Below are 23905 nucleotides of genomic sequence, written 5' to 3' on the forward strand. Positions count from 1 at the left end.
ATAATGGGAGAAAATATACTAGCATTAAATGGCGGTACGAAGGTGAAAACGACCGACTTTGGTACAGGACAGCGTTTTGGGTTAGAGGAGGCAAAGGAATTACTAGAAGCACTTGAGCAAAATACATTATTCTATCACTTTGGCAATAAAGTAAAGCAGTTTTTACAGGATTTTAACGATCTTTATAAAGTTAAATACAGTGTTGCTACTTCTTCTGGAACTGCTGCACTACATGTCGCACTTGGAGCAGCTGGAGTTACGGTTGGAGATGAAGTTATTACAAGCCCTATTACAGACCAAGGGACAGTGGTAGGGATTCTCTATCAAAATGCTATCCCAGTTTTCGCTGATTTGGATCCCCATAGCTATACTTTGACTGCTAAATCAATCGAAGAAAAAATAACAGCCAAGACGAAGGCGATAATTGTTGTGCATCTAGCAGGTAATCCTTGCGATATGGATCCTATTATGGAGCTTGCAAAAAAATATAGCCTTAAGGTTGTGGAGGATTGTGCTCAAAGTTATTTAACGACTTACAAAGGGCGACTAACGGGTACAATTGGGGATTATGGTTGTTTTAGTACAAATGATTTTAAGCATATTTCTACTGGTGACGGAGGAATGGTGACCGTAAACTCAGGGGAAGAATCAGATTATTTTACTACTCATGCATTTGCAGATAAAAATTATCGTAGACAAGAAGACGCTGTGATGAAGGATTTAGAATACTTAGCGCCGAATTATCGTATGACAGAGCTACAAGGTGCGGTTGGAATTGCGCAGTTAAAAAAGCTTAACTGGATCTGTACAAGACGCAACGAGCTAGGGAAAAGCTTAAACCAAGGACTCGGTACTATTAATGGGATCAATCCGATGAAAACTACCGACGAAGGCTGGTGTAGCTATTGGTTTTACATGCTCACCTTAAATCTGGAGCAGTTTTCCTGTTCAAGAGAGGGATTTTCGGAAGCTTTAGCAGCAGAAGGAATTCCAAACCAGCCTGGTTATATTCCGAAGGTGTTATATGCACAGCCTTTATTTCAAAAGGAACAGGCGTATTTGAATAGTCATTATCCATTTGATCTAGGATCCTATGATTATTCCATAGGTAGCTGCCCAAACGCCGAGAATATTTTAGAAACGGCGATTCGATTAAATATAAATGAATTCTATACAGACCAAGATATAGAAGAGATGATTATCGCAATCAATAAAGTTGCTTCCTATTATAGTAAATAGTTCTGGAAGGAGGGTCACTATGCTCAAAAATATGTTTACAGACTATGGTATTCCAGTTTCAGCAGAGGAAGAAAGAACAGCTGCAATATGTATGAATTCGGAAGGTGACTATAGGTTCGTTATTGCTGCCAAAGGGTTTGTCATTATTGTCAATCTTGAAAATGATCATATAAAACAAGTATTCTTTCCTGAAAATAACGAAGAATATCCTTATTCCTCGTTTAGTAGCAATGGATTATTTTATACCGGTGCTGCAAATATGGTTATGGTATTGGACCCTTTTTTAGAGCAATTTATTTATTATAAGGTGATTGAAAACGGGGAAGAAATTGTAGGTTTTAGCTTTGCGGAGGATATACCGGGTAATATTTATTTCACCTCGTATCCCCATTGTCATTTACTTTGTTATTCGCCTCGCTCAAAAGAGATCATGGACTATGGCAGGATGGACATTACCGAAAAGTATCCAGGAACTGTAGCGGTGGATCACACAGGGTGGGCATATATAGGAATCGGAACGGAAAAGAAAAATATAGTTGCCTTTCATCTAGAAAAAGGTTTGAAGAAAGACCTTGTCGCAGAAACACAAAGGGAAAAGGGAACTGGATATATCTATTTAGGTGACGATGGATTTGTATACGGACATATGGGAGCTACTAGTTCTCCGCAATGGATGAAGTTTTCTAATGGAGAGTTCGAAACTATCGATGTAGAAAAACTATCCCCCTCTTTTTATACTGGTACAGCATTTCAAAGGATTCATCGGTATCAAGAGGGAATCTATAATATAGAGAGATATAGTCTGTCTGAAGGATTTATTGAACTTGTTCACAGAGAAACAGCACAGACAAAAAATATACATTTTAGCTATACCTCAGACGGAGCGAAATTATCTACTATTTACCTCGGACCTGATGATCGAATATACGGTACATCTATGCATCCGTTACAATTTTTTCAATTTGATAGCTCCACGGTCAAGACGACTAATTTTGGTGGAGAGGTGATTGAAAAAGGTGGCGGGGGAAATATTGCAGCCTATGCTTCCATAGGGAATTTACTTTTAGGAGCAGCATACGCAGGTGGAAAGCTATACGTCTTTGATACAACGAAGAAATTTAGGAAGAGTGAAAATCCAAAATTGGTACTGGGGGAAGAGAGTATCCACCGACCTCGCTGCGCCATTGCTTTAAAGGATCATGAACATATTGTTTGGGGAGGATTTCCGGGATATGGAATGGTCGGAGGGGCATTAGGTATCTATCATATTGAATCTAAGGAAAACCATCTGCTGACACATGAAATAGTAGTGGAAAACCAGAGTACGATTAGCCTTGGTGAATTGAGCTCTGGTGATATCGTTGGTGGAACGAGTATTGAGACACCTGGTGGAGCAGAATCACGAGAAAAAGAGGCTCGTTTATATGTATTAGACTGGAAGACCCAAAAAGTGAAAAATAGTTTTGTTCCAATAGAAGATGCTCGTGAAATTGCTCAAATCTTTGTTGACCAATTCAACCGTGTACATTGTCTTACGGAACAAAGTATTTACTTTGTGTGCAATCCATATAACGAACAGATCCTTTTCCAACAAGATTTATCCAGCTGGGGACAAATTGTTCGAAATGGTTTTGCTTATGATTTGCCGACTAATACGCTCTATTGTCTTCTTAGTCATACATTGCTCAGTATAGAGATTCAGGAGGAACAGTGTGTAGAACCGAAAGTAGTTCACTCACTACCGATGATCGCTAGTAGTGGTATTGTTCATAAGAATAGTCGAATCTACTATGGTAGCGGAAGTCATTTATGTAGTATTCAAATTGGTGAAAATTAGAGGAGGGATAAGACCATGTATACATTAAAAGCGATTGAAAAGGATGGAGCCCCACCATTATTACATAATGTAAGTGATATAGTCGATTGGCATGAAAAAAGATCTATGATACACCGGAATTGGTTAGATTGTATAGGAGGTCTTCCTCCTTTAGTTAAACCCAATATGAAGATTAACTCCTGGGAGCTCCATACCGATTATTACCTGATCAACATTTGCTATTCCACGGTTTACGAGGACTGGGTACCTGCAAATCTTTTAGTTCCGAAAGTCCATGAAGAAGAAATTATAGCAACAAAAAGTGATGTGCTTCAATTATTGAACTCAGCTAATAGCGAGCAGTTTCGGGCAGTGATTGCCCTCCATCCAACGAGCGATAATGGGAAAGAGGACATAAGTACAATAGCGGGTAGGAAGAATAGACAGTACGGACTGGAGCTCGTAAAAAGAGGATATGTGGTTTTAGCTCCAGATACCATAACTGCAGGAGAACGAGTATTAAAGAACGATCAGCCGTTTCAAACGGCTGCATTTTATAAAAGTCACCCGGAGTGGTCGGCAGTTGCTAAAATGATTGTGGATCATCAACAGGGTATAAGCTTATTAGAGGAACTAAGTATCGTAGACAACTCCAAAATTGGTGCAATTGGGCACTCTTTAGGCGGTTATAATAGCTTCTTTCTAGCAGGAGTCGACAGGAGGGTTAAAGCAGTCGTTTGTAGCTGTGGGTTCTCACTTTTCGCACAAGACCCGGAGGTGCATCGCTGGGGCAGAAGAGAGTGGTTCAGCCATATCCCTAAGATTAGTGATTATATAAATGAAGGAATCGTACCGTTTGAATTCACCGAAATAGCTGCACTAGTTGCTCCAACCCCCTTCTTCCTATGGATGGGGCAAAATGACGGTATCTTTCCTCATTGGGAACCTGCAGCAAAAGGATTAGTTGAACTTAACTCCTTATATGAATGGATGGCAGAAGGGAAACGATTTACATCATTGATAGGGAACTCAGGCCACGATTTCCCACCAGAAATTCGCCAAATTGCCTATGCTTTTCTAGATAAATGGTTGAGCTAAAATAGTCGTTCAAGTTTTCATTGCAAAATATGCTATCCTAATTAAAAGTAGGGCAATCATTAGTAGGGAGTTGTAGGAATTGCTAAAAAGAAAAAGTGTATTTGAAAATCGCTACAATAAATTCATCCATGAATTAAAAGAAGAAATTATTTCAGGAAAGATTAAGCCTGGTGAATTCATCCTCCCTGAAAATACATTAAGTAAAGTGTATGAATTAAGTAGAGTTTCCATTAGAAAGGCATTGGCAGAACTTGTCGAGGAAGGCCTAATTGAGAAAATACCCGGAAAAGGAAACAGAGTAACAATTCCAAACGATACGCAAAAACAGACGATTACACTAGGTTGGTTTTCTAATTCATATGAGATAGAAATTATACGGAAAATTATAAAACGTTTCGAACAGCTCAACCCGTTCACAAAAGTAAATCTTCAAATACTGCCTAATAGCCAGTATATTTACAATCTGACACAATCCTTAAAGCATGATAACGGACCCGATGTATTTATCGTATCTGACTATCATTTTCGGGAACTAATGGAGTCGAACTCTTTAGATATGCTAGATCCTTTCTTGCCGGAGCATATTGACACAGAAAAGGATAGCTATAAGCAGGTGTTTGATATGTTTACGTATAATCAGACGGTTCCTGTAACGCCATTTGTATTTTCACCAGTGATGATCTGCTACAATCGACGAATGTTTGAAGAGGCAGGGATCTCAAAGGACTTCAAAATGGAAAACTGGAGTGACCTGTTAGAGTTATCTACCCGTACAACGAAGGGAATGGATAGCGACAGTATGATTAACGAGTACGGTTTTTGTTTTTCATCTTCCACAAATCGCTGGCCAGTATTTCTATTACAAAACAAAGGTTCGTTCATGTCAGAGGACCGCTCTAAATCAGTTATGAACAGAAAAGAGAATATAGAAGCGCTCAATTACTGTGGTGATTTAATGTATAAGCATCAAGTCTCTCCCATATTCTCTCACGGGAGTAATGAGTTAGCTGAAAATCTCTTTATGCGAGAAGGAGCAGCAATGATTTTGACCACCTATTATTTTATGAATGAATTTAGAGACCATAAGATTAAATGGGACGTTCTTCCTCCTCCTCAAAATGATGCACCAGGAACACTTCTTTTAGGTGGTGCTTTAGGAATTAATGCAAATAGCAATATTAAAGAGGCAGCGCAAGCATTTGTTAGCTTTATGGTAAGTACTGAAGCACAAACATTGCTCAAGCAAAATGGATGTACGATTCCGATGCTTCGCATAGTTGCAGAGGATAACAATCTTCTACAGCCTGGTGTTCATCCTGAACAATATAATGCTTTTAAAGAAGTAATGGGATCCTCCAAGACGATTAGAGACCTTCATTTAACGATCGAGGAATTTGAACTAATTGAACGAGAGATGCAATTTTTCTGGGCCAATATGGAAAAAGCAGAGGATACATGTAAACGAATTGAAGAGCTTCTAAATTTAAAACAAGCGACGTATAGCGGTTAAACCGTTATCTAAGGGGTGTACTTGTGATGAAATTTGCTCAACATCTTAAGCAATTAAAGCCAAATCCTCGAATTTTATATAATGACGAGGAACTAATGGAAATGAAAGCAAGACTAGCAGATAACAAACTCGAAAGTGGGATTGATTTTAACAATGCGTGGGATAAAACGCTTGAACTAGCAGAGTCATACGTAGATGAAAAAGAGTTTACGGTTCTCTATCCAAGCTGCTCGGTTCAACTGACTATTCCTTTGCCATTAATACAATTAGAGCCTGTTGGGGATCCACCAGGGTATAAAGATTATCCTTTTTGGACGATGTATTCTCGAGCTATTGAGGACAGAATTAGAATTTTAGCATTTGCCTATGGAATGACGAGGGAAAAAAGGTTTGCTGAAAAAGTAAAGGAGTATCTCATTGCTCTATCCTCGTTTACAAGATGGTTTGAATTTCCGCTAAGAGGTGCGGAAGGGAATTTAAGTAATGCTCATTTCACTATAGGCGCAGCAATTGGCTACGATGCAATTTTGCATACCTTATCCAACTCGGAGAAAAATACGATTAAACATGCTATTTTAACAAAAGGTTTACAGCCTTTCCGTATAGATTTTGCCAATCATGATAGCCATAATATTATTGCATCAAAGCAAGTAGCGATGCTTATCGGATCACTTGCCATTTTAGATAGTGATTGTGAGGACGAAGTGGAACCCTTCATCTTCAATTCTTGTACTTATATAAGCGATTATCTAGATAGTAGGTTGAAGGATGCCGACATTGAGGGGCTATTGTATTTAAATGTTGCTGTAAGACATGTTTTATTGGCAGTGGATACGTACCATCGTTCGACAGGAAATGTAGAATTTCTCCAGCATCCATACTTTAGTTTTCTTCCTGATATCTTCATATATTCACTTGGTACCGGTGGAGAGAAGAGCTTTGTAAACTTTTCAGATTCATTTTATAGCTTGGATATTTCTTATCTTATGGCAATTCTTGCATCGAAAAACCAAAATCGTATTGCAAGCTGGTATATAAATAAATTCTCTGAAAGTCATTTGGAAACATTACTTCATGCGAATAATCTACCCGAGCCTTTAGAGCCGGAAAAATACTATGAAAATAAATGCTCCAATATATTTTCTACGATAGGCTGGGCTTCACTTAGAAGTGGTTGGAAGGATCTTAATCATCTATTAGCCTTCAATTCAAGTCAATCAGCAAAGGATCATAATCATTTTGATCAAAACAATTTTATTTTACATGTTGCTGGAGAATGGCTAATATCCAATCCGGGTTACCAGGATTATGTGGAAGGTCCAAGGAGAGATTTTACGATTGGGACAATTGGACATAATAGTATGCTTGTAAATGGCAATGGACAATCTCGATTAGGAAAAAGTAAATTTGTAGACTGGTATACATCTGATAACTATTCTTTTGTAAGTGGAGAAGCAGCTGGTGCCTACGACAAGAGTATTTCGCAATGGGAACGAAAAATAGTACATATCGATAATAGCTATTATCTTATTGTAGATAAGGTAGTTAAAGAGGATCCGGATAGTGTTCTCAGCTTTCTTTTCCATACGCCAGCACAAATATACGCAGGGGATAAAAATTTACTGCCAGGGACGAAGACAGAAGAAAAGCATATCAGGTTCACTGGAGACAAAGCTTCCGTTTCCCTTTACGATTGCTATCCAGAAGATACAAAGAAAAGCATAGAACAGCATAAGGGAGCAGAAGAGTATGGCTCTTATCTACAGGTAGTGCCTCATGATAAGGAGCAGCTACAATATATGATAACGATGCTTGTTCCTGAATCTTCAGAAAACGAATTAGCGTATTCAGTAACGAGAGATGGATCACTATTTCAAATGGAGGTTAGTCGTCAAGGTATTACAGATCATATTCTTGTAAATGAGGAAAGAGAGTCTGTGTGGCAAACATCCTCTAATCGTGAAATTGGTCTTCAAGGAGAACAGGGGTGGATTTCATTTCAGAACGACGACAACAAGCTAAGTAAGTTATCTGTCGTAAAAGGTAGCTGTATGAAGCTACAGGAGGATACAATCTTTCAATCGACTGAAGATCTGAATGTTTCTGTTCATTTTAATAAAAAAGGAGCAAAAATACAGCTGGAGCTTCCAAAAACTACTCAGGTTTGGATAAAAACTCCCCAGCCTACTGGTCTATTAGTAAATAATGAGGAGCATTTGATAAACTATCAAAATGAACAGGGAATGCTTGAATTTCATCTGAAGTTTGGAAAATATGAAATCAAGCTATCCATTTGAAATTGCATTAATAATTGACTGAATTTTCAATGATAATCTGTATTTAAAGAGGTGATTTACATGGAACTTACTGGATGGAGAGGCTCGTTATATCATTATATGGATTGGGCTTTGAAGCTTGCGTATCTAAATATTCTTTGGTTAGTGGGGATAATCATTGGTGTGGGAATTGCAGGATTTTTTCCGTCAACCATGGCAATGTTCTCTGTACTTAGAAAGTGGACACAAGAGGAAGAAGAGGAACTTAAGGTATTCGCTCATTTTAAAAATGAGTATAAAAAGGAATTCCTCCAATCCAACAAATATGGCTATTCATGGGCAGTACTTGGGTTAATAATATACGTGGATTTACAGTTTTTCCGTGGCATTCCTACTATTTGGGCATTAATTGTTTCTTTATTCTTTTTTATACTTGCTGCTATTTATATAGTAGCTTTGCTATATGCATTCCCGGTTTACGTTCAATATAAGTTGACCTTAAAGCAATATTTTAGAAACTGCTTACTCATTGTACTTTCTAATCCATTGTTTTCTGTGCTAATGGTTTTAGGATTTTATTTCCCATATTATTTGATGATCAAAATTCCAGGATTACTTCCATTTTTCGGAGGTAGCCTCATAAGCCTAGTATTAATGGTTATTTCTAACAAAATGTTTACGAACTTAGCGAAAAATAACAAGACAGTTACAGAAAAAGGAATATAATTTTTTAAAAAACATTGAATTATTGTAAAATTTAAATTATTATTAAATACATGTAATATACATGTATTGAAAAGAGTTTAATAGAGTAACAAGTACTTGGGAAAGGGGAAATTGGTTATTGAAACTAAAAACAAAAAAAATGATACGCTGGATTCAACATTAGCGGTATCAAATAATATCCCGACTAAAAGAAAAAAGAATTCATTAAAAAAGAAATTATGGCGAGATCGCTATTTACTACTACTAATCTTACCTGGAATTCTATATTTCCTTATATATCGCTATATACCAATGGCCGGAATTCTTCTAGCATTTAAGGATTATAGCCCATTTCGTGGGTTTGCTGATAGTCCGTGGGTAGGGTTAAAATACTTTAAATTGATCTTTGAAGATGCGGAAGTTATTCAAGTTATTTGGAATACGCTACAAATTTCATTGTTACAAATCTTTTTTGCTTTTCCAATTTCCATAGTACTTGCCTTAATGCTGAATGAAATTAGAAACCAGGTATACAAGAGATTTCTTCAATCTATTGTGTATTTACCACATTTCTTATCCTGGGTAGTCGTTGTTGGGATAACTGTTATTTTTCTTAGAAGTGAAGGTTTAATAAATAGTTTTCTAGTGAATTTTTTGGAAGTCAATCCGATCCCATTTTTAACAGATCCTTCTATGTTCAAGCCTATAGTCATTCTCCAGGTTATCTGGAAGGAATCAGGATGGGGTACTATTCTTTTCTTAGCGGCATTGTCTGGGATTAGTCCGCATTTGTATGAAGCGGCTGTAATAGACGGAGCTAGTCGTTTGAGACAGATGTGGCATATCACTTTACCAGCACTTAAGAGTACGATTGTCATCTTATTGATACTCCGTTTAGGTAATGTCATGGATAGTGGTTTTGAGCAAATCTTTCTCATGTTGAATCCTTTCAATATGGAAACGGGAAACGTCTTGGATACTTATGTGTATTTTAAGGGGATTCAGCAGGCTAATTTCAGTTTCGCCACAGCTGTAGGGCTGTTTAAAGGAATTATTGGTTTAATACTTGTTGTTCTTGCCAATAGACTTGCGAAAAAGTTTGGAGAAGATGGTTTATATTAAAACACCATCTTACAGGATTTACTTAAGGGGGTAAGGTTATGTTTAAATCTTCTGGTGGCGAAAGGGTAATGGAAATTGTTAATAACATACTTTTGTTATTAATAACCGTAACGATGCTATTTCCCTTTTTATACATTTTTTCCGTTTCATTTTCAAGTATAAGTGATGTACTTAATAGTGATTTCCTTTTATGGCCAAAGGATTGGGTGACAGACGCTTATACGTATATTTTAGGGTCTGATCAGTTTATCCGTTCCTTATGGGTTACAGTTTATGTCACTGTGGTAGGAACATTTGTTAATCTAGTTTTCACTTCAACAATGGCCTATTCATTAACAAGAAATATTATTGGGCAACGCTTAATCCTGTTTTTAGTATTATTCACTTTACTATTTTCTGCTGGAATGATTCCAACTTATATTATTGTAAAAGAAACTGGTTTGTTGAATTCGTTATGGGCTTTGATAATACCTGTAGCAATCAGTCCTTTTAACTTAATCATCATGACTCAATTTTTTAAAGGGATTCCTGAGGAACTAACAGAGGCTGCGGTTATTGATGGAGCCAATGATATTCAAATTTTTTCTAAAATTATTTTACCGTTATCTAAGCCTGCTTTGGCAGCATTTGGTCTGTTTTATGCAGTGGGTCATTGGAATAGCTACTTCTCAGGAGTACTTTACTTGAACGACCCTGCAAAGTGGCCAATACAGGTTATTTTACGACAAATTGTAATTGTTAATGAACCAAATGCAGCGCTAGGTGGTCATGCGGCAATGGTTGAGGCATTACCTCCTCCAGAAACGGTTCAAATGGCAGCTATTTTGTTGGCAACCTTACCAATACTTATTGTTTATCCATTCTTACAAAAACATTTTGCAAAAGGAGTGATGCTTGGATCTGTAAAAGGTTAGTAATTAAAAATGGTCTGTACTACTGTTTAACGAAGCCTTACAAAAAGATAAATGGAGGGGTCATTGTGAAAAATAAGCACTTAATAATTAGCTTTCTGCTTCTTTTCCTCAGTTTTATGTTGGTAGCTTGTACGGATGAAAAGACAGGTGAAAAAGAGACCAATAAAGAAAATGAAACAGCAGGAGAAACTGAAAAAGCTCCAGATAAAGAGATATATCCATTTGATCATAGTGAGAAATATACAATCACGGGGATGACATTCCGTTTTGGTGATCCACCTCCGTTAAGCAGTCCTGGTCTTGATATGATAAATGAGCGCTTTAACGTAGATTATAAACCAGAGATCATACCACAGGGTGACTATGTGGAAAAATCGTCTGCCATTGTAGCTTCAGGTTCAATGCCAGATTTAGTTGGTTTCCAAGCTGGTGATACCCGTTTTTATCAGTGGGCTGAAGATGGAGCGTTCTTACCATTAGATGATTATCTATCACATTACGCAACATTAGGGAAAATTCCAGACTATATTTACAATTCTTTTAAAGTAAATGGAAAAATATACGGGATTCCGCGTTATTCTCAACCATTTCCTTTAACACCGATTATTCGGAAGGATTGGCTAGACAAACTAGGGTTAGAAGTTCCAACGAATTACGAAGAGCTTGAGGAAATTGCCATTGCATTCACTAAAGAAGATCCAGATGGTAATGGTAAGGCCGATACGTATGGTGTAGCTATTGGAGAAAATATCAATCCAAGCTTTAATATGGGAACTTATTGGGACTTCAACGCATGGTATCACCAAAATGATAACGGTGATTTTATCCCTGGTATCATTTCTAATGGAAGAAAAGATTTGATTCAATTTTTTGCTAATCTTTATAAAGAAGGCGCTATGACAAAGGATTTTGCGGTTTTAGATTGGGCAAGTACAAATAATGAATTTTATTCTGGCAAAGCAGGAATTTTTGTAGGTGGTGTCTCTGGAATGTCTCAGGAATACTTTGAAGGATTATTATCCATTAATCCGGATGCAGAGCTTGTAGCAATTCCACCATTTGAAGCGCCAGATAAATCTAAAGGATTCACAATGGGTTCAGGTAACTCAGGGATTCTTGCTTTAAATGCTAAACTTGCGGAAGATGAAGGAAAAATATATCGTGCATTAGAGTTAGTGGATTTCGGAAAAACATACTTTCCGGCTGAGAAAAAAAATCCTCAAAATGCAGATTTTGATTTTTATTTAGGTAAAGAAGGAACTGGTTATAATATGGAAAATGGATTGCCTGTCCAAGTTCCAACATTCTCTTCTGAAGGACTTTCACCATCAACCTATTTCTTGGATAACAGAGAACAGGTTCCAGAGGATGCAGCGATTAACTATGCTGATAGCTACACTTTACCAGAGTTGAAGGAAATGACGGTTACCCTACAGGAAATGTTTGAATCCAACCAAATGTATATTGACCCATCTCATGGGGTTTTGTCACCGACAAATCAAGAAAAAGGCACAGACTTAATGCAATTCCTAATAAACGAACAATCTAAAATGATCGCAGGCCAAAGACCAGTATCTGATTGGGATGCGCTTGTTGAGGAATACTTGGCAAAAGGCGGCGAAGCGATTATTAAAGAAACAAATGAAGGAATCAAAGCAAAAGGTTACACAGAAAGAGAATGGAAGTAATAAGTAGATGGCCTATTCGCTCATGCGAATGGGCCATTTTCAAAATAGGCTTTGTTAAATGATACCGCTGATTTACGTTACAGGCGGACGCTTTCCGCGGGCGAGGCCGAGCGTCCTCGCTTTGCTGCGAGGTCTCGACTTTCTAGCTTATCCCGCTGGAGTCGCCGCCTTCCACGGTCGATGATTGTGAAGACATTTCTAAATGAAATATAGTCTTGCATGAAACATAAAATAGAATTCCTCCAACCAAATTAAAGACATATTAAAGACATGTCATTAATTCGATCAGTAAGTTAATATAATCATAGATTATTCAGAATAATTAGTAATGGGAGGAATTAGTTTGGATGTCGAAGGGAAAACAGTTTCAGCAAAGGGTAGTGAGGGCATAAAAAAGAAAAATATTTTTAATTATCTTGGACCTGCTTTAATCACTTCTGCATTAGTTTTAGGTCCAGGAAGTGTTACGCTTTCTTCTAAAATTGGAGCAATATATGGTACCCAATTAGTATGGGCCATTATTTTAGCCATTATTTTGATGATGGTATATACAGAAATGAGTACTCGAATTGGTTTAACTGCTAAGCACAGTTTCATCCAAACGATTAAGAAAAAGTGGGGGTTGTCGGCAGGGGTATTAATAGGTGTTGGTGCATTTTTGGTTACCGCATCATTTCAGGCTGGCAATGCAATTGGGACTGGGATCGCTATCTCTACAGTTACGAATATGGATCCAACAATTTGGATTATCATCTTTACACTCATTTCAATCGGATTGTTGTTTGCAAAACAATTTTATCAAGTTCTTGAAAAAATAATGCTTGTTTTAGTAGTGATTATGCTACTAGCATTTCTAATCACTGTGATTGTAGTTCAACCATCAATAATAGATATTTTTAAAGGATTTATACCAGTATTGCCTGAGGGCAGTATGGGGTTAATCATAGCTCTTTTTGCTACAAGCTTTTCCATCGTAGGTGCCTTATATCAATCTTATTTAGTTAAAGAGAAGGGCTGGAAAATCACGGATGCTGCAAGTGGTCGAAAGGAATCATTTTTAGGAATCTTTCTTCTGGGTTTTATTTCTTTTTTAATAATGATCACAGCTGCAACTATTCTAAAGCCTCAGGGACTTGTTGTGAATGATGCAACTGAAATGGGCTTAGCTTTAGAACCACTTTTCGGTAGCTGGTCTACTTTTGTCTTTATGCTCGGCCTGTTCGGGGCGTCCTTTTCTTCACTAATGGGGAATGCCACGATTGGCGGATCTTTGCTAGCTGATGGTCTAGGGCTAGGAAGCAGCCTATCAAATATAAAAGTGAAACTACTCATTATTTTAGTGATGCTCTTCGGTTCCATCATTGGGATTGTATTTGGTTCTGCTCCATTGAATCTAATTATTTTTGCACAAGCCATTACAATATTTGTTGTGCCTTTTATCGCTATTGCTATTTTAGTAGTAGCTAATGATAAAAACATTATGGGTGAGCTTAAAAACAAACTATTAAGTAATGTCCTAGGGGTTATCGGATTACTCGTTTTAATTTATTTAGCATTCAATAATATAAAAAATATCTTTTTCTCATAAGAGATAGGAGGAATTTATTTGAAAACAGTTGAAGAATTAGAGAATTTAATGACCGAGCCATCTGATGCACTAGTAGAGGATATGCGAAAAATAGAAGGGAATATTTTGATATTAGGCATTGGTGGTAAAATGGGACCTACTTTAGGGATAATGGCAAAACGAGCTATTGATAAAGCAGGGTTAGATAAGAAAGTGATAGGGGTATCCCGCTTTTCAAATGGAACATTACAAGAGGATTTAGAAAAAGCAGGAATCGAAACAATTTCCACAGATTTGCTAAACGATGAACAATTGAAACTTCTTCCGAAAGAGAAAAATATCATTTATATGGCAGGGAATAAATTCGGTACAACTGGCAATGAACACTTCACCTGGGCAATGAATACATATCTTCCTGGTAGAGTTGCAGAGCACTTTAAAGGCTCCAACATTGTGGCTTTCTCAACGGGGAATGTATATCCATTAGTGCCTTTGACATTAGGTGGATGTGATGAAAAGCATGAGGTCGCTCCAGTTGGAGAGTATGGTCAATCCTCCCTTGGAAGAGAACGAGTGTTTACTTATTTCTCTCATAAAGATAACACGCCATTAACTGTTTTCAGGTTAAATTATGCGATCGATATGAGATATGGTGTATTACTTGAAATTGCTCGTTCAGTATATAACGAGATTCCATTAGATTTATCCATGGGTCATGTAAATGTAATTTGGCAGGGAGATGCGAACGAATATGCAATTAGGTCGTTATTAATCGCTAGCTCACCTCCAGCCATTCTAAATGTAACGGGACCAGAAACGTTACCAGTTCGATGGCTTGCAAATGAGTTCGGAAAATTGCTAGGGAAAACTCCGGTATTTGAAGGGATAGAAAAGGAAAATGCATTACTAAATAATGCTAGTAAATCACATAAGCTATTTGGATATCCGCGTGTCTCCATACGTGAAATGATTGAATGGACAGCAGACTGGGTAGCAAATGATGGAGAAACGATCAATAAACCAACTCACTTTCAGGAAAGGAAGGGGCAATTCTAAATGACTTTATCGCAAGAACTAGAGAAACATCTACATGAAGGAGCCTTTATCCCAGCTCATCCTTTAGCATTGACAAGTGATAAACAATTGGATGAATATTCCCAAAGAAGATTGACTAGATACTATATAGAGGCTGGAGTAGGCGGGATTGCAGTTGGCGTTCATACAACTCAATTTGAAATAAGAGACCCAGCGTTTAATCTGTACGAAATTGTTTTACGTTTGGCGATGGAGGAAGTTGAAAAAGCACAGTTACAGCGTCCGTTCATCAAAATAGCAGGTGTCTGCGGAGGTACCGAACAAGCATTAGAAGAAACGAAAATAGCTAAAAGACTAGGCTATGATCTGGTGCTTTTAAGTAACGGTGGGTTACATGATTATTCAGAAAAGGAACTTATTGAACGGACGAAAGTTGTTGCGGAGGAATTACCGGTATTTGGGTTTTATTTACAGCCAGCTGTTGGAGGACGAATTTTTAGCTACGAATTTTGGGAGGAATTTGCCAGTATCCAAAACGTAGTAGGTATTAAAATGGCGCCTTTTGATCGTTATTTAACATTGGATGTAATTCGAGCTGTTTGTGCCTCTCCAAGAAGAGATGAAATTGCACTCTACACTGGAAATGACGATAATATTGTTTTGGATTTATTTACAACATACGAATTTGAAGTGGATGGCCAAATGGAAAGTAAAAGCATAGTGGGTGGTCTTTTAGGTCATTGGTCGGTATGGACGCACGAGGCCGTAAACCTTTTTGAAAAAATAAAACAGGCTCGACTTCATAACGAACTAGATAATCGTTGGTTTTCCATTGCTCAAAATGTAACAGATGCAAATTCTGCATTCTTTGATTCTAAAAATGCCTTCAAGGGAAGTATTGCTGGGATTAATGAAGTACTAACTAGACAAGGGCTACTGCAGGGGAATTGGTGTTTAACTGATCATGAAGTATTAAGTCCAGGTCAAGCAGAGGAAATCAATCGTGTTTATGCAACCTATCCACAGTTAAATGATGATGCATTTGTACAGGATTTTCTTCGTCGTGATAAAGAATAATAAGTAGTAGGAAAAGACACATTAGCAGTCATGTGTCTTTTCGTGCTGGAAAGGAAGATTGGTTTGAAAACTCATATAAAGGTAGGAGTGATTGGACCACGATGGATTTATGACACGCTTGTCCGCTGTTTTAATCTTTTTCCTACCATTCAACCGATATTTCGTTTGTCTGATGATATGGATAAAGCAAAAGAATTCACTGTGGAACTTAAGGATAAAGTGGATTGTTTATTTTATTCGGGAAGAATTCCATACTTGGTCGCTAAAGAAGAAGTGCCAATGGAAGTTCCTTCATTTTATATACCGTTAAAAGGAGCAGGCTTATACCAGGCACTATATAAAATGAAAAGTAAAATGAATTTCACACATCTAAGCATTGATGGAATTCAAAATGATTATATTGAAATTGCAAAAAAAAATTTAGAAGAAACGTTTAGTTACGACAACTACAATGATTTAGTTTCGTTTGAAAATGTGGATGATATAGTAAACTTTCATGTGGAGAATGTGGCAATAAATTCTAACTCAGTTGTAATTACAAGTTTAAAATTAGTAAGTGAATTATTGACAAGGAATAATATAGTGAATGAATGGCTGAAGCCTTCAGAAGAAGATATTATTGTTGCGATAGAACGAATGTTATTAGGAACTAATCAACGAAAACAAAAAGAAATGCAAATTATAATAGGAAGAATCTTTATAGAAAATTCAACTACGCTAGCCACTGATTTTATGACAGAGCAGCAAATTCAAAAAAGAAATCATACTACATATCGATTTCTCCTCCATTTTGCTGAGCAAATGAGCGGTTATTTGACCGCATTGAGTAGTACTGAATACTTGTTTGTCACAAACCGTGGAATATTTGAAAGGGTTACAGAAGGTTATAAAGTATTGCCGATGGTAGATGAGTTAAAGAAAAAATTAGGAGTAACTTTATCAATTGGGGTAGGCTTTGGATTTTCTGCATTAGAAGCAGGTTCCCATGCGAGAGTAGCACTTATTCAAGCGCAAGAAAATGGAGGGGCTGGCTGCTATATCGTTAATGAGGATAGAAGTGTATTTGGACCAATTGATATAACTGCACCTATGAAATACCCACTTGCGGTGACAGATCAGCTATTAATACAACAATCAGAGGCAGTTGGTATGAATGCAGCGAACATAGAAAAGACGATGGCACTAATTGGAAGAAAAAAGAAAAATGAATTTACGGCCCATGAGCTAGCTTCGGTACTTGGAATTACACCAAGGAGTGCGCATAGAATTGTTCAATCTTGGTTAGATGCTTCTTTAATCGAGGTGATTGGGACAGAGAAAATATCTAGAAGAGGCAGGCCACGGCAAGTTTTCACTCTACTAAATAGTGAGGAGAATAGCATATGAAAATAGGTTTAATCGGTTTGGATACGTCACATAGTGAAATTTTCACGAGATTATTAAATGATTCGGAGGATTCTTATCATGTTACAGGGGCTGAAATAACACATGCTATCCCAACATATTCAGAGGATTTACCTATTAGCCGAGAACGTTTCACTAATTACTATGAAATAGTCACCAATAAATATGGAGTTATTCCAGTTGAAGACGTTGAAGAGCTTATGGCTGCTGTCGATGCTGTAATCATTGGGACAGTAGATGGAAGAAATCATCTAGATTGGTTTAAGAAAATAGTGAGCTATAGTAAACCAATTTTCATCGATAAACCAGTTGTCATGAGTAGCAGGGAAATGCAAGAATTGATCCGTTTAAGTAGTGAACATAACACACCGGTCATGAGTTCCTCATCTTTAAGATATTCAGAATCTGTTGCATCCGTTGCGAATAACCCAGATATACAGAGTGGCTACTTTTTCGGACCGACCCCTCGTCAAGAACAAATCTCAGGATACTTTTGGTATGGAATTCACTTACTTGAAATGGTTGTCACAATCTTTGGTACTGAAGTTGAAAAAATGAAAATAGAGAAATATACGGATTGTGAACAAATTCATATGACATTTGCTAGTGGAAAACATGTAATCATTCGAGGAGAAAACGAGTGGCATAATCGTTTTGGAGCAATCCTTCATTCTAAGGCAAGTGTTCAATCCCTACGCTTGTGGGAAGAAGATAAACCTTATTATGCTGGTTTAATCGAGCAAGTCGTTCAGTTTTTTGAAACTGGATTATCTCCGGTAGGGATAGAAGAGACCGAGAAAATCGTTGGTTTGATTGAAAAGATCAATCTATTAAGTAATGAGTAGTGAGCCGTTAGAGGTGATTCAATCACTTCTAGCGGCCTATCTTTTTGCCCCAAAGTGGGGAAAAAGTGGGAGAGAAAAAAGGAAACAGCCAAAAGTAACAGCGGTTGATTTCTACAAATACCTGCAGAAAATTTTGACGGACCTACGACTCACGGCATTCATCAAAACCTAGGAATTTTAGTTGCATATATGCCCTGGTCAAAACCGATCTAGGCAGCTTGTAGTAAATAAACGAAAGAAGCCGTATATTCGATTAATAAAATCGTGATATACGGCTTTTTGTGATACGTACCGGAATAGTGGGCATATTTTTTATAATTCGGGCTTACGGAGCTCTTTTGCCAAAGTATAATTTTTTATTAATAAGCCGGCCAGAAAATATTCCCTGGCCGACATGTATTCAATATTTCTCTTCAAAATAGGCAGTCTTTACAAAGTAGCTAACTATACCGGTGTTGATATCAACCTTGACTTTTTTCGCGTCTGCAGGAAGTTTGATATCTTTTATAGTTGTACCATTCTTGTCTATTATAGAAGCTCCAGTTGTGGTATATGTTTCCCAGTCATAATTTAATATAGCAAATTGATTTAGGGTTTTAGAGTGATCTTCAATATAATAGAAAGTTTTATCTTTTACTTCAACCATTTTTCCAGTTGCAAAGTCATAGACGGATGTTTGGTAGTCAGCGTTTTCAAAGTATATACCTGAATCGGTGAACTTGTAATTTGCAGGTCCACAAGGGAGCATACCTTGTATATCGTCTTTAATCGATTTTAATTGTGTCGATTTCTTTCCGTTGAGGTCCATTTTATAGAATTTATTGTCCTTTAAGTAATAAATTTCATTGGTATCTGAAAGAATATAATCATCTATAGACTTAGCTATTTCTACTTTATTTTTACCATTAGCATCCATTTTATATAGGGTGTAATTTTCTAAAAAGTCTTTATTTACTTTCGTATAATAGATAGTGTTTTCCTTAACCTGTACTGCATCCCCAGTAGCATTTGCTAGAGTATCCTTAGTTAGTAGTGTCTCTTTTCCGTTAGCAGCTTTTTTATAAAGTAAAGTGAAAGCGGAGACAGCACCTCCACAGCCACCTGAATGTGTAGTTTCCCCTAAGTACTTCTGAAACAGTAGTTCTTTTCCAATTTCAAGAGGATCAGAGAACTGTGTATAATCCGGATAGTACTCTTCTAATACTTGTTTTGATGTGGTGACTTCACCTAGTTTAAAATGTCTATTATCTTCATTTACGTCTAATTTGACTACGGGTTTTTCTATTTCTACTAGCTTATGAGTATTATCTTTAATGATCAAAGTAGCTTTCTTTGTATTCGGTACTACTTGATAAATTCCAGGTGCAGCTCCGTTTTCATAAGAAAGTGGAACATAAATTGCTTTTCCAGCAGCCAGTGATTGGCTTGGCAATAAAAGCATAGACGTTAAAACTATCCACCCGATGATTCGTTTCTTTTTAAATGACATAAATAATCCCCATTCCTACTGAGTATTTTTTACTACAATAGTTATATTGTATGGTGAAATATAGACCGCATATACGTAGTTTCGTTCCACAAATACCGACATATTTGGCATGGGTTTTTCTTCATATAAAAGCATTTAGCTCGGCGGCGTTACCCCGTGGAAAGCGAATACCAGAACTCTAAATTACTAGAAAATAGTGTTGGCTTTCTCTATATTATCGAGATAGCCAACACTATTTTTATTTATATGGACTTTTTAAGTGACCTCGACGCAGTCACTTCACACTCCAAATTATTCCGTTACTTATTAACCATAAGTGGGTATATCCTACCTGCATAACTCGTATATATAATTCAATGTGAAAAACTGAAGGAGGTTTACATGTACAAAAAGTTATTAGCAATTTTTATTGTATTAGTATTGGTCGCTGTCCCAAATAGTAAAGCATTGGCTGAATCCATATTTCAAGATGTCACCGACAAATACTCTTCAAAAGCTGAGTTCGATTATCTAATAGAAAAAGGAATTCTTAAAGCGAACCCTGAAGTTAATTTTGGGATAAATGAGGGAATTACACGAATTCAAGCAGTAGAAATCCTCGTACAAGCACTTAATTTAGATCTAGAAAATCGACCAGTTCCTACTTTTGCTGATATCAAACCAGAAGATGAAAAGTTTCCACTTATCGCTGCAATAGTTGATGAGAAAATCATGAGTGGTAATGAAAACTGGGAGTTTAAACCTAATGATAAATTGACTAGAGGACAGATGGCGGCCATTCTTGTCAATGCATTTAACCTTACTGGTACAACAGATGAACTTTTCAAAGATGTACCAACTACTTATTGGGCATTCGAATCAATCCAAGTACTCGTAGCTAATAAAATAATAAGTGTATATCCAAATAATATATATAAACCAACTGCTTTTATTACCAAATCCGATTTTGTCGTATTACTTGCTCGGATATTAAATCCCACATTCAGAAAGGATGTTAGCACATCCAATCCTGTTCTAGAGCAAGGACAGACACCAGTGTCATGCGAAAAGCCAAGCGAAACAAAAACATATAAAGTAAATGTCCAAGTAACTTCTCTTTGGAATAAGCCGAACACGCACCGAACTGTAGATAGACCATCCCTTACCAACCCAGTAGATATACCAAAATGGACTAAAGATATGAATTTGACTCAAAAATGGTGGCTTGTGGGAAAAATAGATACGCAAGCTTTATATGGGGATGAAGTAACTGTTCTAAAAAGTAGTGGAAATTGGTACCAAATAGCTGTAAAGGATCAATTTGTACCGTATCAAAAAGCAGGTTATCCAGGCTGGGTACCCAAATCCCATGTAACAAAATCATCGACTGATTATACGGATTGTTCGATTGCTATCGTAACATCCAAATTAGCAACCCTCCACAATCTAGTAAATAAGAAGAAGTTTATGGACATTAGCTTTTCTACAATCCTCCCAGTACTAAAAGAAGAGGGAGAATGGCTACATATCCAGACACCTGGAAATGGTGTAAAACTGTTGAAAAAAGAAGATGCAAAAACAGTTAAAAGTTATAAGGATGTACCAAAACCAACCCAAGCCGAAATAGTGTATGAGGCAAAGAGATTCTTAGGTCTTCCTTATCTATGGGCAGGTACTTCAGCACTTGGATATGACTGTTCAGGTATTATTTACGCTGTATACAAAGCTCATGGAATTCTCATTCCGCGAGATTCTTTCTATCAAGCTACAAAAGGCACACCAGTAGCCAAAAAGAATTTACAACCGGGGGATTTAGTGTTTTTTGCCGGTAATGGAGGAAAAGGAAAAGTATATCACGTCGGTTTATATATCGGCTCTGGTAAAATGCTTCATGCACCACATGCATCATCCAAAGTGAAAATTGAAGCTATTGATGCAGGAAACTTTAAAAGAAATTATTCTGGTGCTAGAAGGTACCTTGAGTAATGCGTCTCTTAAAATGCGTCCCTGTGTTAGAAACTAAAAAAATATTTGGTAGTTCTACCGAATCTTGAAATCTATCAAAACCTGGCGACTTTAGATCGCTAAATACCTTAGTCAAAAACAATCCAGGCAATATGTAGTACAAAATAAAATAAGCCGTATATTCGATTAAAAAAATCGTGATATACGGCTTTTTGTGATGCGTACCGGAATAGTGTTCGGGGGAGAGTGTTTTTTAGTGGATTTAGTTGAAATTGAATTGAGCTTAGAGCTTTTTTTCATGGGTTTAAATAATACATATAAATATACGCCGCCTAATTCAGAAAGGCTAAATAAGGAATAATGAAAATGGTAATGCATATCATTAGGAAGGAATGAAAGTATTTAAAATAGGAGGAATGTAACTGTTCTGTACTTCATGTCGTTCTAAAATAAATGAAGCAGCAAAATTTTGTTCAGCTTGTGGCAAAGAGATTACTGAACAAAAAGTGGACAGGGAATTGATTTATAATAGTAGAAGGAATAGAAATCGATCAGATATAAATAATCATTTACTGGGATTATTTATTGGAGAAAAAAAGCAAAACTATTACATACGAAAATGGTCAAAAGGATTGAATTCTTGGAACTGGGCGGCATTTTTCTTTTCATTATTTTGGCTTGGTTATCGGAAAATGTACAATCCAATTCTCTTGATTTTGGGAATATATTTAGTAATTGACCTAATTGTTACAATACTGGGGATAGACGATACCGTACTCAATAGTTATTTAGGATTAGCTGTTGGAGTCACTTTCGGAATTACAGGTAATAATACATATCGATTATATGCAATCAAAAGAATTCGTAAAATAATGGAGAGTAAACCAACTAATCCTGAATTATTACACGACGAAATTCAATTGAGAGGGGGGCCAAGCTGGAAAGGTTTTTTTGCATCAGTTGGGTTATTCTCAATTTACATTTTATTAGCAATGAGCATTTTTTCCTTTGTTCCTTCTATTAACGATACGGTAGAGTCTGAAGTAGCTTATGATATTGAATTCGATGTTATAGAAGTTCTTGAAGACAATATACAGGCTCTCCAAAATGAGCATTTTGATGACTATATGGCTATGGTGTATATAGATGATGACCAAACTATTTATGAAGAAACAGTACAAATGGTAAGAGGTATATTTGAAAGATTTGATTTGGCATATGAAATTAGTGATTATGAATTTTTATCAATTTCCCAAAATGAAGTTAAAGTACGCGTAACTCAAACAACAACTCTAGTAGACGGAGAAGATTTTCGTAATAATGAATCAGTTTTCATCCATACACTTAGACCCCAAAAAGGAAAGTGGAAGTTTTTTGACACGGAAGTGGTGTCTGTAAGCTACTTAGATGAAGATATATCGGTTCAAAATAATGTCGATAGTTTATCTAATGAACCTACATATAAAACCTTACATGCACCTAGTATGTTTGATTTTATTATTACGGATGAAATTGACTTAAATAATGATGGAACCCTAGAAATAGTTTCTTTTAATGGGGGACCAGAAGAAAGTAGCAACTACATGAATGAAAATGTAGAGATAAAAGTTGAATTTGATACGGGTGAAATATTTTCAGTTCCTGTTAGTGCCGAAAATCCACCTATTTTATATTTGTATGATATTAATTTAGATGGTTGGATGGAGTTGTTTTATGAAACGGGTGCTCGTATAACAGGAACGGATATGTACCAATTCACTCCTGATGGATTGGAATATGTGGATACATTCAACGGAGCCATCGAAAAGCTAAATGCATATGAAGTATTTACTAACGAGGATTATTACACTTTAGATAGTTACTTGAAAGTTACTAATCATTAGGAAGCGCAAAATGATGGAGTTACAGAAAATGATACTAATGTATCTAATGAAACATCCGATAATAATTCAGAAAACCAATTATCACTTGGTATTAATAAAGATGTGAAGGGCGTCCGAAATGGTATCTTCGGACGCCTTTAAAAGATTAAGGTAGGATTTTATCTTTCATTATCCTAAGCAAATGCACTATGTCTATTCATATTTCAAGAGGGCGACGGACAAACATTCGCCATAAGATTACCGAAAATAGAGAAGCTGGATGTGACGTGGTCACAACCAGCTCCTCTAAAAAT

The 23905-nt window shown here is 36.7% G+C and carries 17 protein-coding genes; 16 read left to right on the top strand and 1 reads right to left on the bottom strand.

Annotation, left to right across the window (positions count from 1 at the left end):
- Positions 1–3: 3 nt before the first annotated feature.
- The 14 genes from MHB48_RS03850 to MHB48_RS03915 all read left to right on the top strand — a co-directional run bounded on the left by MHB48_RS03850 (position 4) and on the right by MHB48_RS03915 (position 18296).
- Positions 4–1239, top strand: a complete 1236-nt coding sequence (locus MHB48_RS03850; protein WP_342600238.1) for a DegT/DnrJ/EryC1/StrS family aminotransferase — start codon at positions 4–6, stop codon at positions 1237–1239.
- 19 nt (positions 1240–1258) lie between these two features.
- Positions 1259–3076 (top strand): hypothetical protein, encoded by a 1818-nt coding sequence (locus MHB48_RS03855; protein WP_342600239.1) that lies wholly within the window; start codon positions 1259–1261, stop codon positions 3074–3076.
- Positions 3077–3091: 15 nt separating this feature from the next.
- The gene (locus MHB48_RS03860; protein WP_342600240.1) at positions 3092–4153 is read left to right on the top strand and encodes a dienelactone hydrolase family protein; all 1062 of its coding nucleotides are present in this window, start codon (positions 3092–3094) and stop codon (positions 4151–4153) included.
- A 79-nt stretch (positions 4154–4232) separates the two neighbouring features.
- Positions 4233–5663, top strand: a complete 1431-nt coding sequence (locus MHB48_RS03865) for an extracellular solute-binding protein (RefSeq protein ID WP_342600241.1) — start codon at positions 4233–4235, stop codon at positions 5661–5663.
- Positions 5664–5689: 26 nt separating this feature from the next.
- Positions 5690–7960: a heparinase II/III family protein gene (locus MHB48_RS03870; RefSeq protein ID WP_342601294.1), complete on the top strand. Its 2271-nt coding sequence runs from the start codon at positions 5690–5692 to the stop codon at positions 7958–7960.
- A 60-nt stretch (positions 7961–8020) separates the two neighbouring features.
- Entirely contained in the window at positions 8021–8665 is a 645-nt protein-coding gene (locus MHB48_RS03875; protein WP_342600242.1) for a DUF624 domain-containing protein, read from the top strand.
- Positions 8666–8842: 177 nt separating this feature from the next.
- The gene (locus MHB48_RS03880) at positions 8843–9766 is read left to right on the top strand and encodes an ABC transporter permease subunit (RefSeq protein WP_342601295.1); all 924 of its coding nucleotides are present in this window, start codon (positions 8843–8845) and stop codon (positions 9764–9766) included.
- Positions 9767–9804: 38 nt separating this feature from the next.
- Entirely contained in the window at positions 9805–10680 is an 876-nt protein-coding gene (locus MHB48_RS03885) for a carbohydrate ABC transporter permease (protein WP_342600243.1), read from the top strand.
- 65 nt (positions 10681–10745) lie between these two features.
- The gene (locus MHB48_RS03890; protein WP_342600244.1) at positions 10746–12368 is read left to right on the top strand and encodes an extracellular solute-binding protein; all 1623 of its coding nucleotides are present in this window, start codon (positions 10746–10748) and stop codon (positions 12366–12368) included.
- Between the two features lie 343 nt (positions 12369–12711).
- Positions 12712–13956 carry an Nramp family divalent metal transporter gene (locus MHB48_RS03895; RefSeq protein WP_342600245.1) on the top strand — a complete coding sequence of 415 codons (1245 nt, stop codon included), beginning with the start codon at positions 12712–12714 and terminating at the stop codon, positions 13954–13956.
- Positions 13957–13974: 18 nt separating this feature from the next.
- Positions 13975–14991, top strand: coding sequence for an NAD(P)-dependent oxidoreductase (locus tag MHB48_RS03900; RefSeq protein WP_342600246.1), 1017 nt, complete (start codon positions 13975–13977; stop codon positions 14989–14991).
- Entirely contained in the window at positions 14992–16047 is a 1056-nt protein-coding gene (locus MHB48_RS03905; protein WP_342600247.1) for a dihydrodipicolinate synthase family protein, read from the top strand. It begins immediately after the preceding gene.
- 63 nt (positions 16048–16110) lie between these two features.
- Complete coding sequence (locus MHB48_RS03910) at positions 16111–17433, top strand: hypothetical protein (RefSeq protein WP_342600248.1); 1323 nt, start codon at positions 16111–16113, stop codon at positions 17431–17433.
- Positions 17430–18296: a Gfo/Idh/MocA family oxidoreductase gene (locus MHB48_RS03915; RefSeq protein ID WP_342600249.1), complete on the top strand. Its 867-nt coding sequence runs from the start codon at positions 17430–17432 to the stop codon at positions 18294–18296. The genes MHB48_RS03910 and MHB48_RS03915 overlap by 4 nt, the downstream gene beginning before the upstream one ends.
- Before the next feature lie 400 nt (positions 18297–18696).
- Here MHB48_RS03915 and MHB48_RS03920 read toward each other — a convergent pair whose 3' ends face one another.
- On the bottom strand, positions 18697–19785 hold the full coding sequence (locus tag MHB48_RS03920; protein ID WP_342600250.1) for a DUF5050 domain-containing protein: 1089 nt from the start codon (positions 19783–19785) through the stop codon (positions 18697–18699).
- 381 nt (positions 19786–20166) lie between these two features.
- Here MHB48_RS03920 and MHB48_RS03925 point away from each other — a divergent pair, with 381 nt between their 5' ends.
- Entirely contained in the window at positions 20167–21750 is a 1584-nt protein-coding gene (locus MHB48_RS03925) for an NlpC/P60 family protein (RefSeq protein ID WP_342600251.1), read from the top strand.
- A 497-nt stretch (positions 21751–22247) separates the two neighbouring features.
- Positions 22248–23612 carry a DUF2628 domain-containing protein gene (locus tag MHB48_RS03930; protein WP_342600252.1) on the top strand — a complete coding sequence of 455 codons (1365 nt, stop codon included), beginning with the start codon at positions 22248–22250 and terminating at the stop codon, positions 23610–23612.
- Positions 23613–23905 lie beyond the last annotated feature (293 nt).

It is taken from the genome of Psychrobacillus sp. FSL H8-0483 (assembly GCF_038637725.1).
Classification (GTDB): Bacteria; Bacillota; Bacilli; order Bacillales_A; family Planococcaceae; genus Psychrobacillus.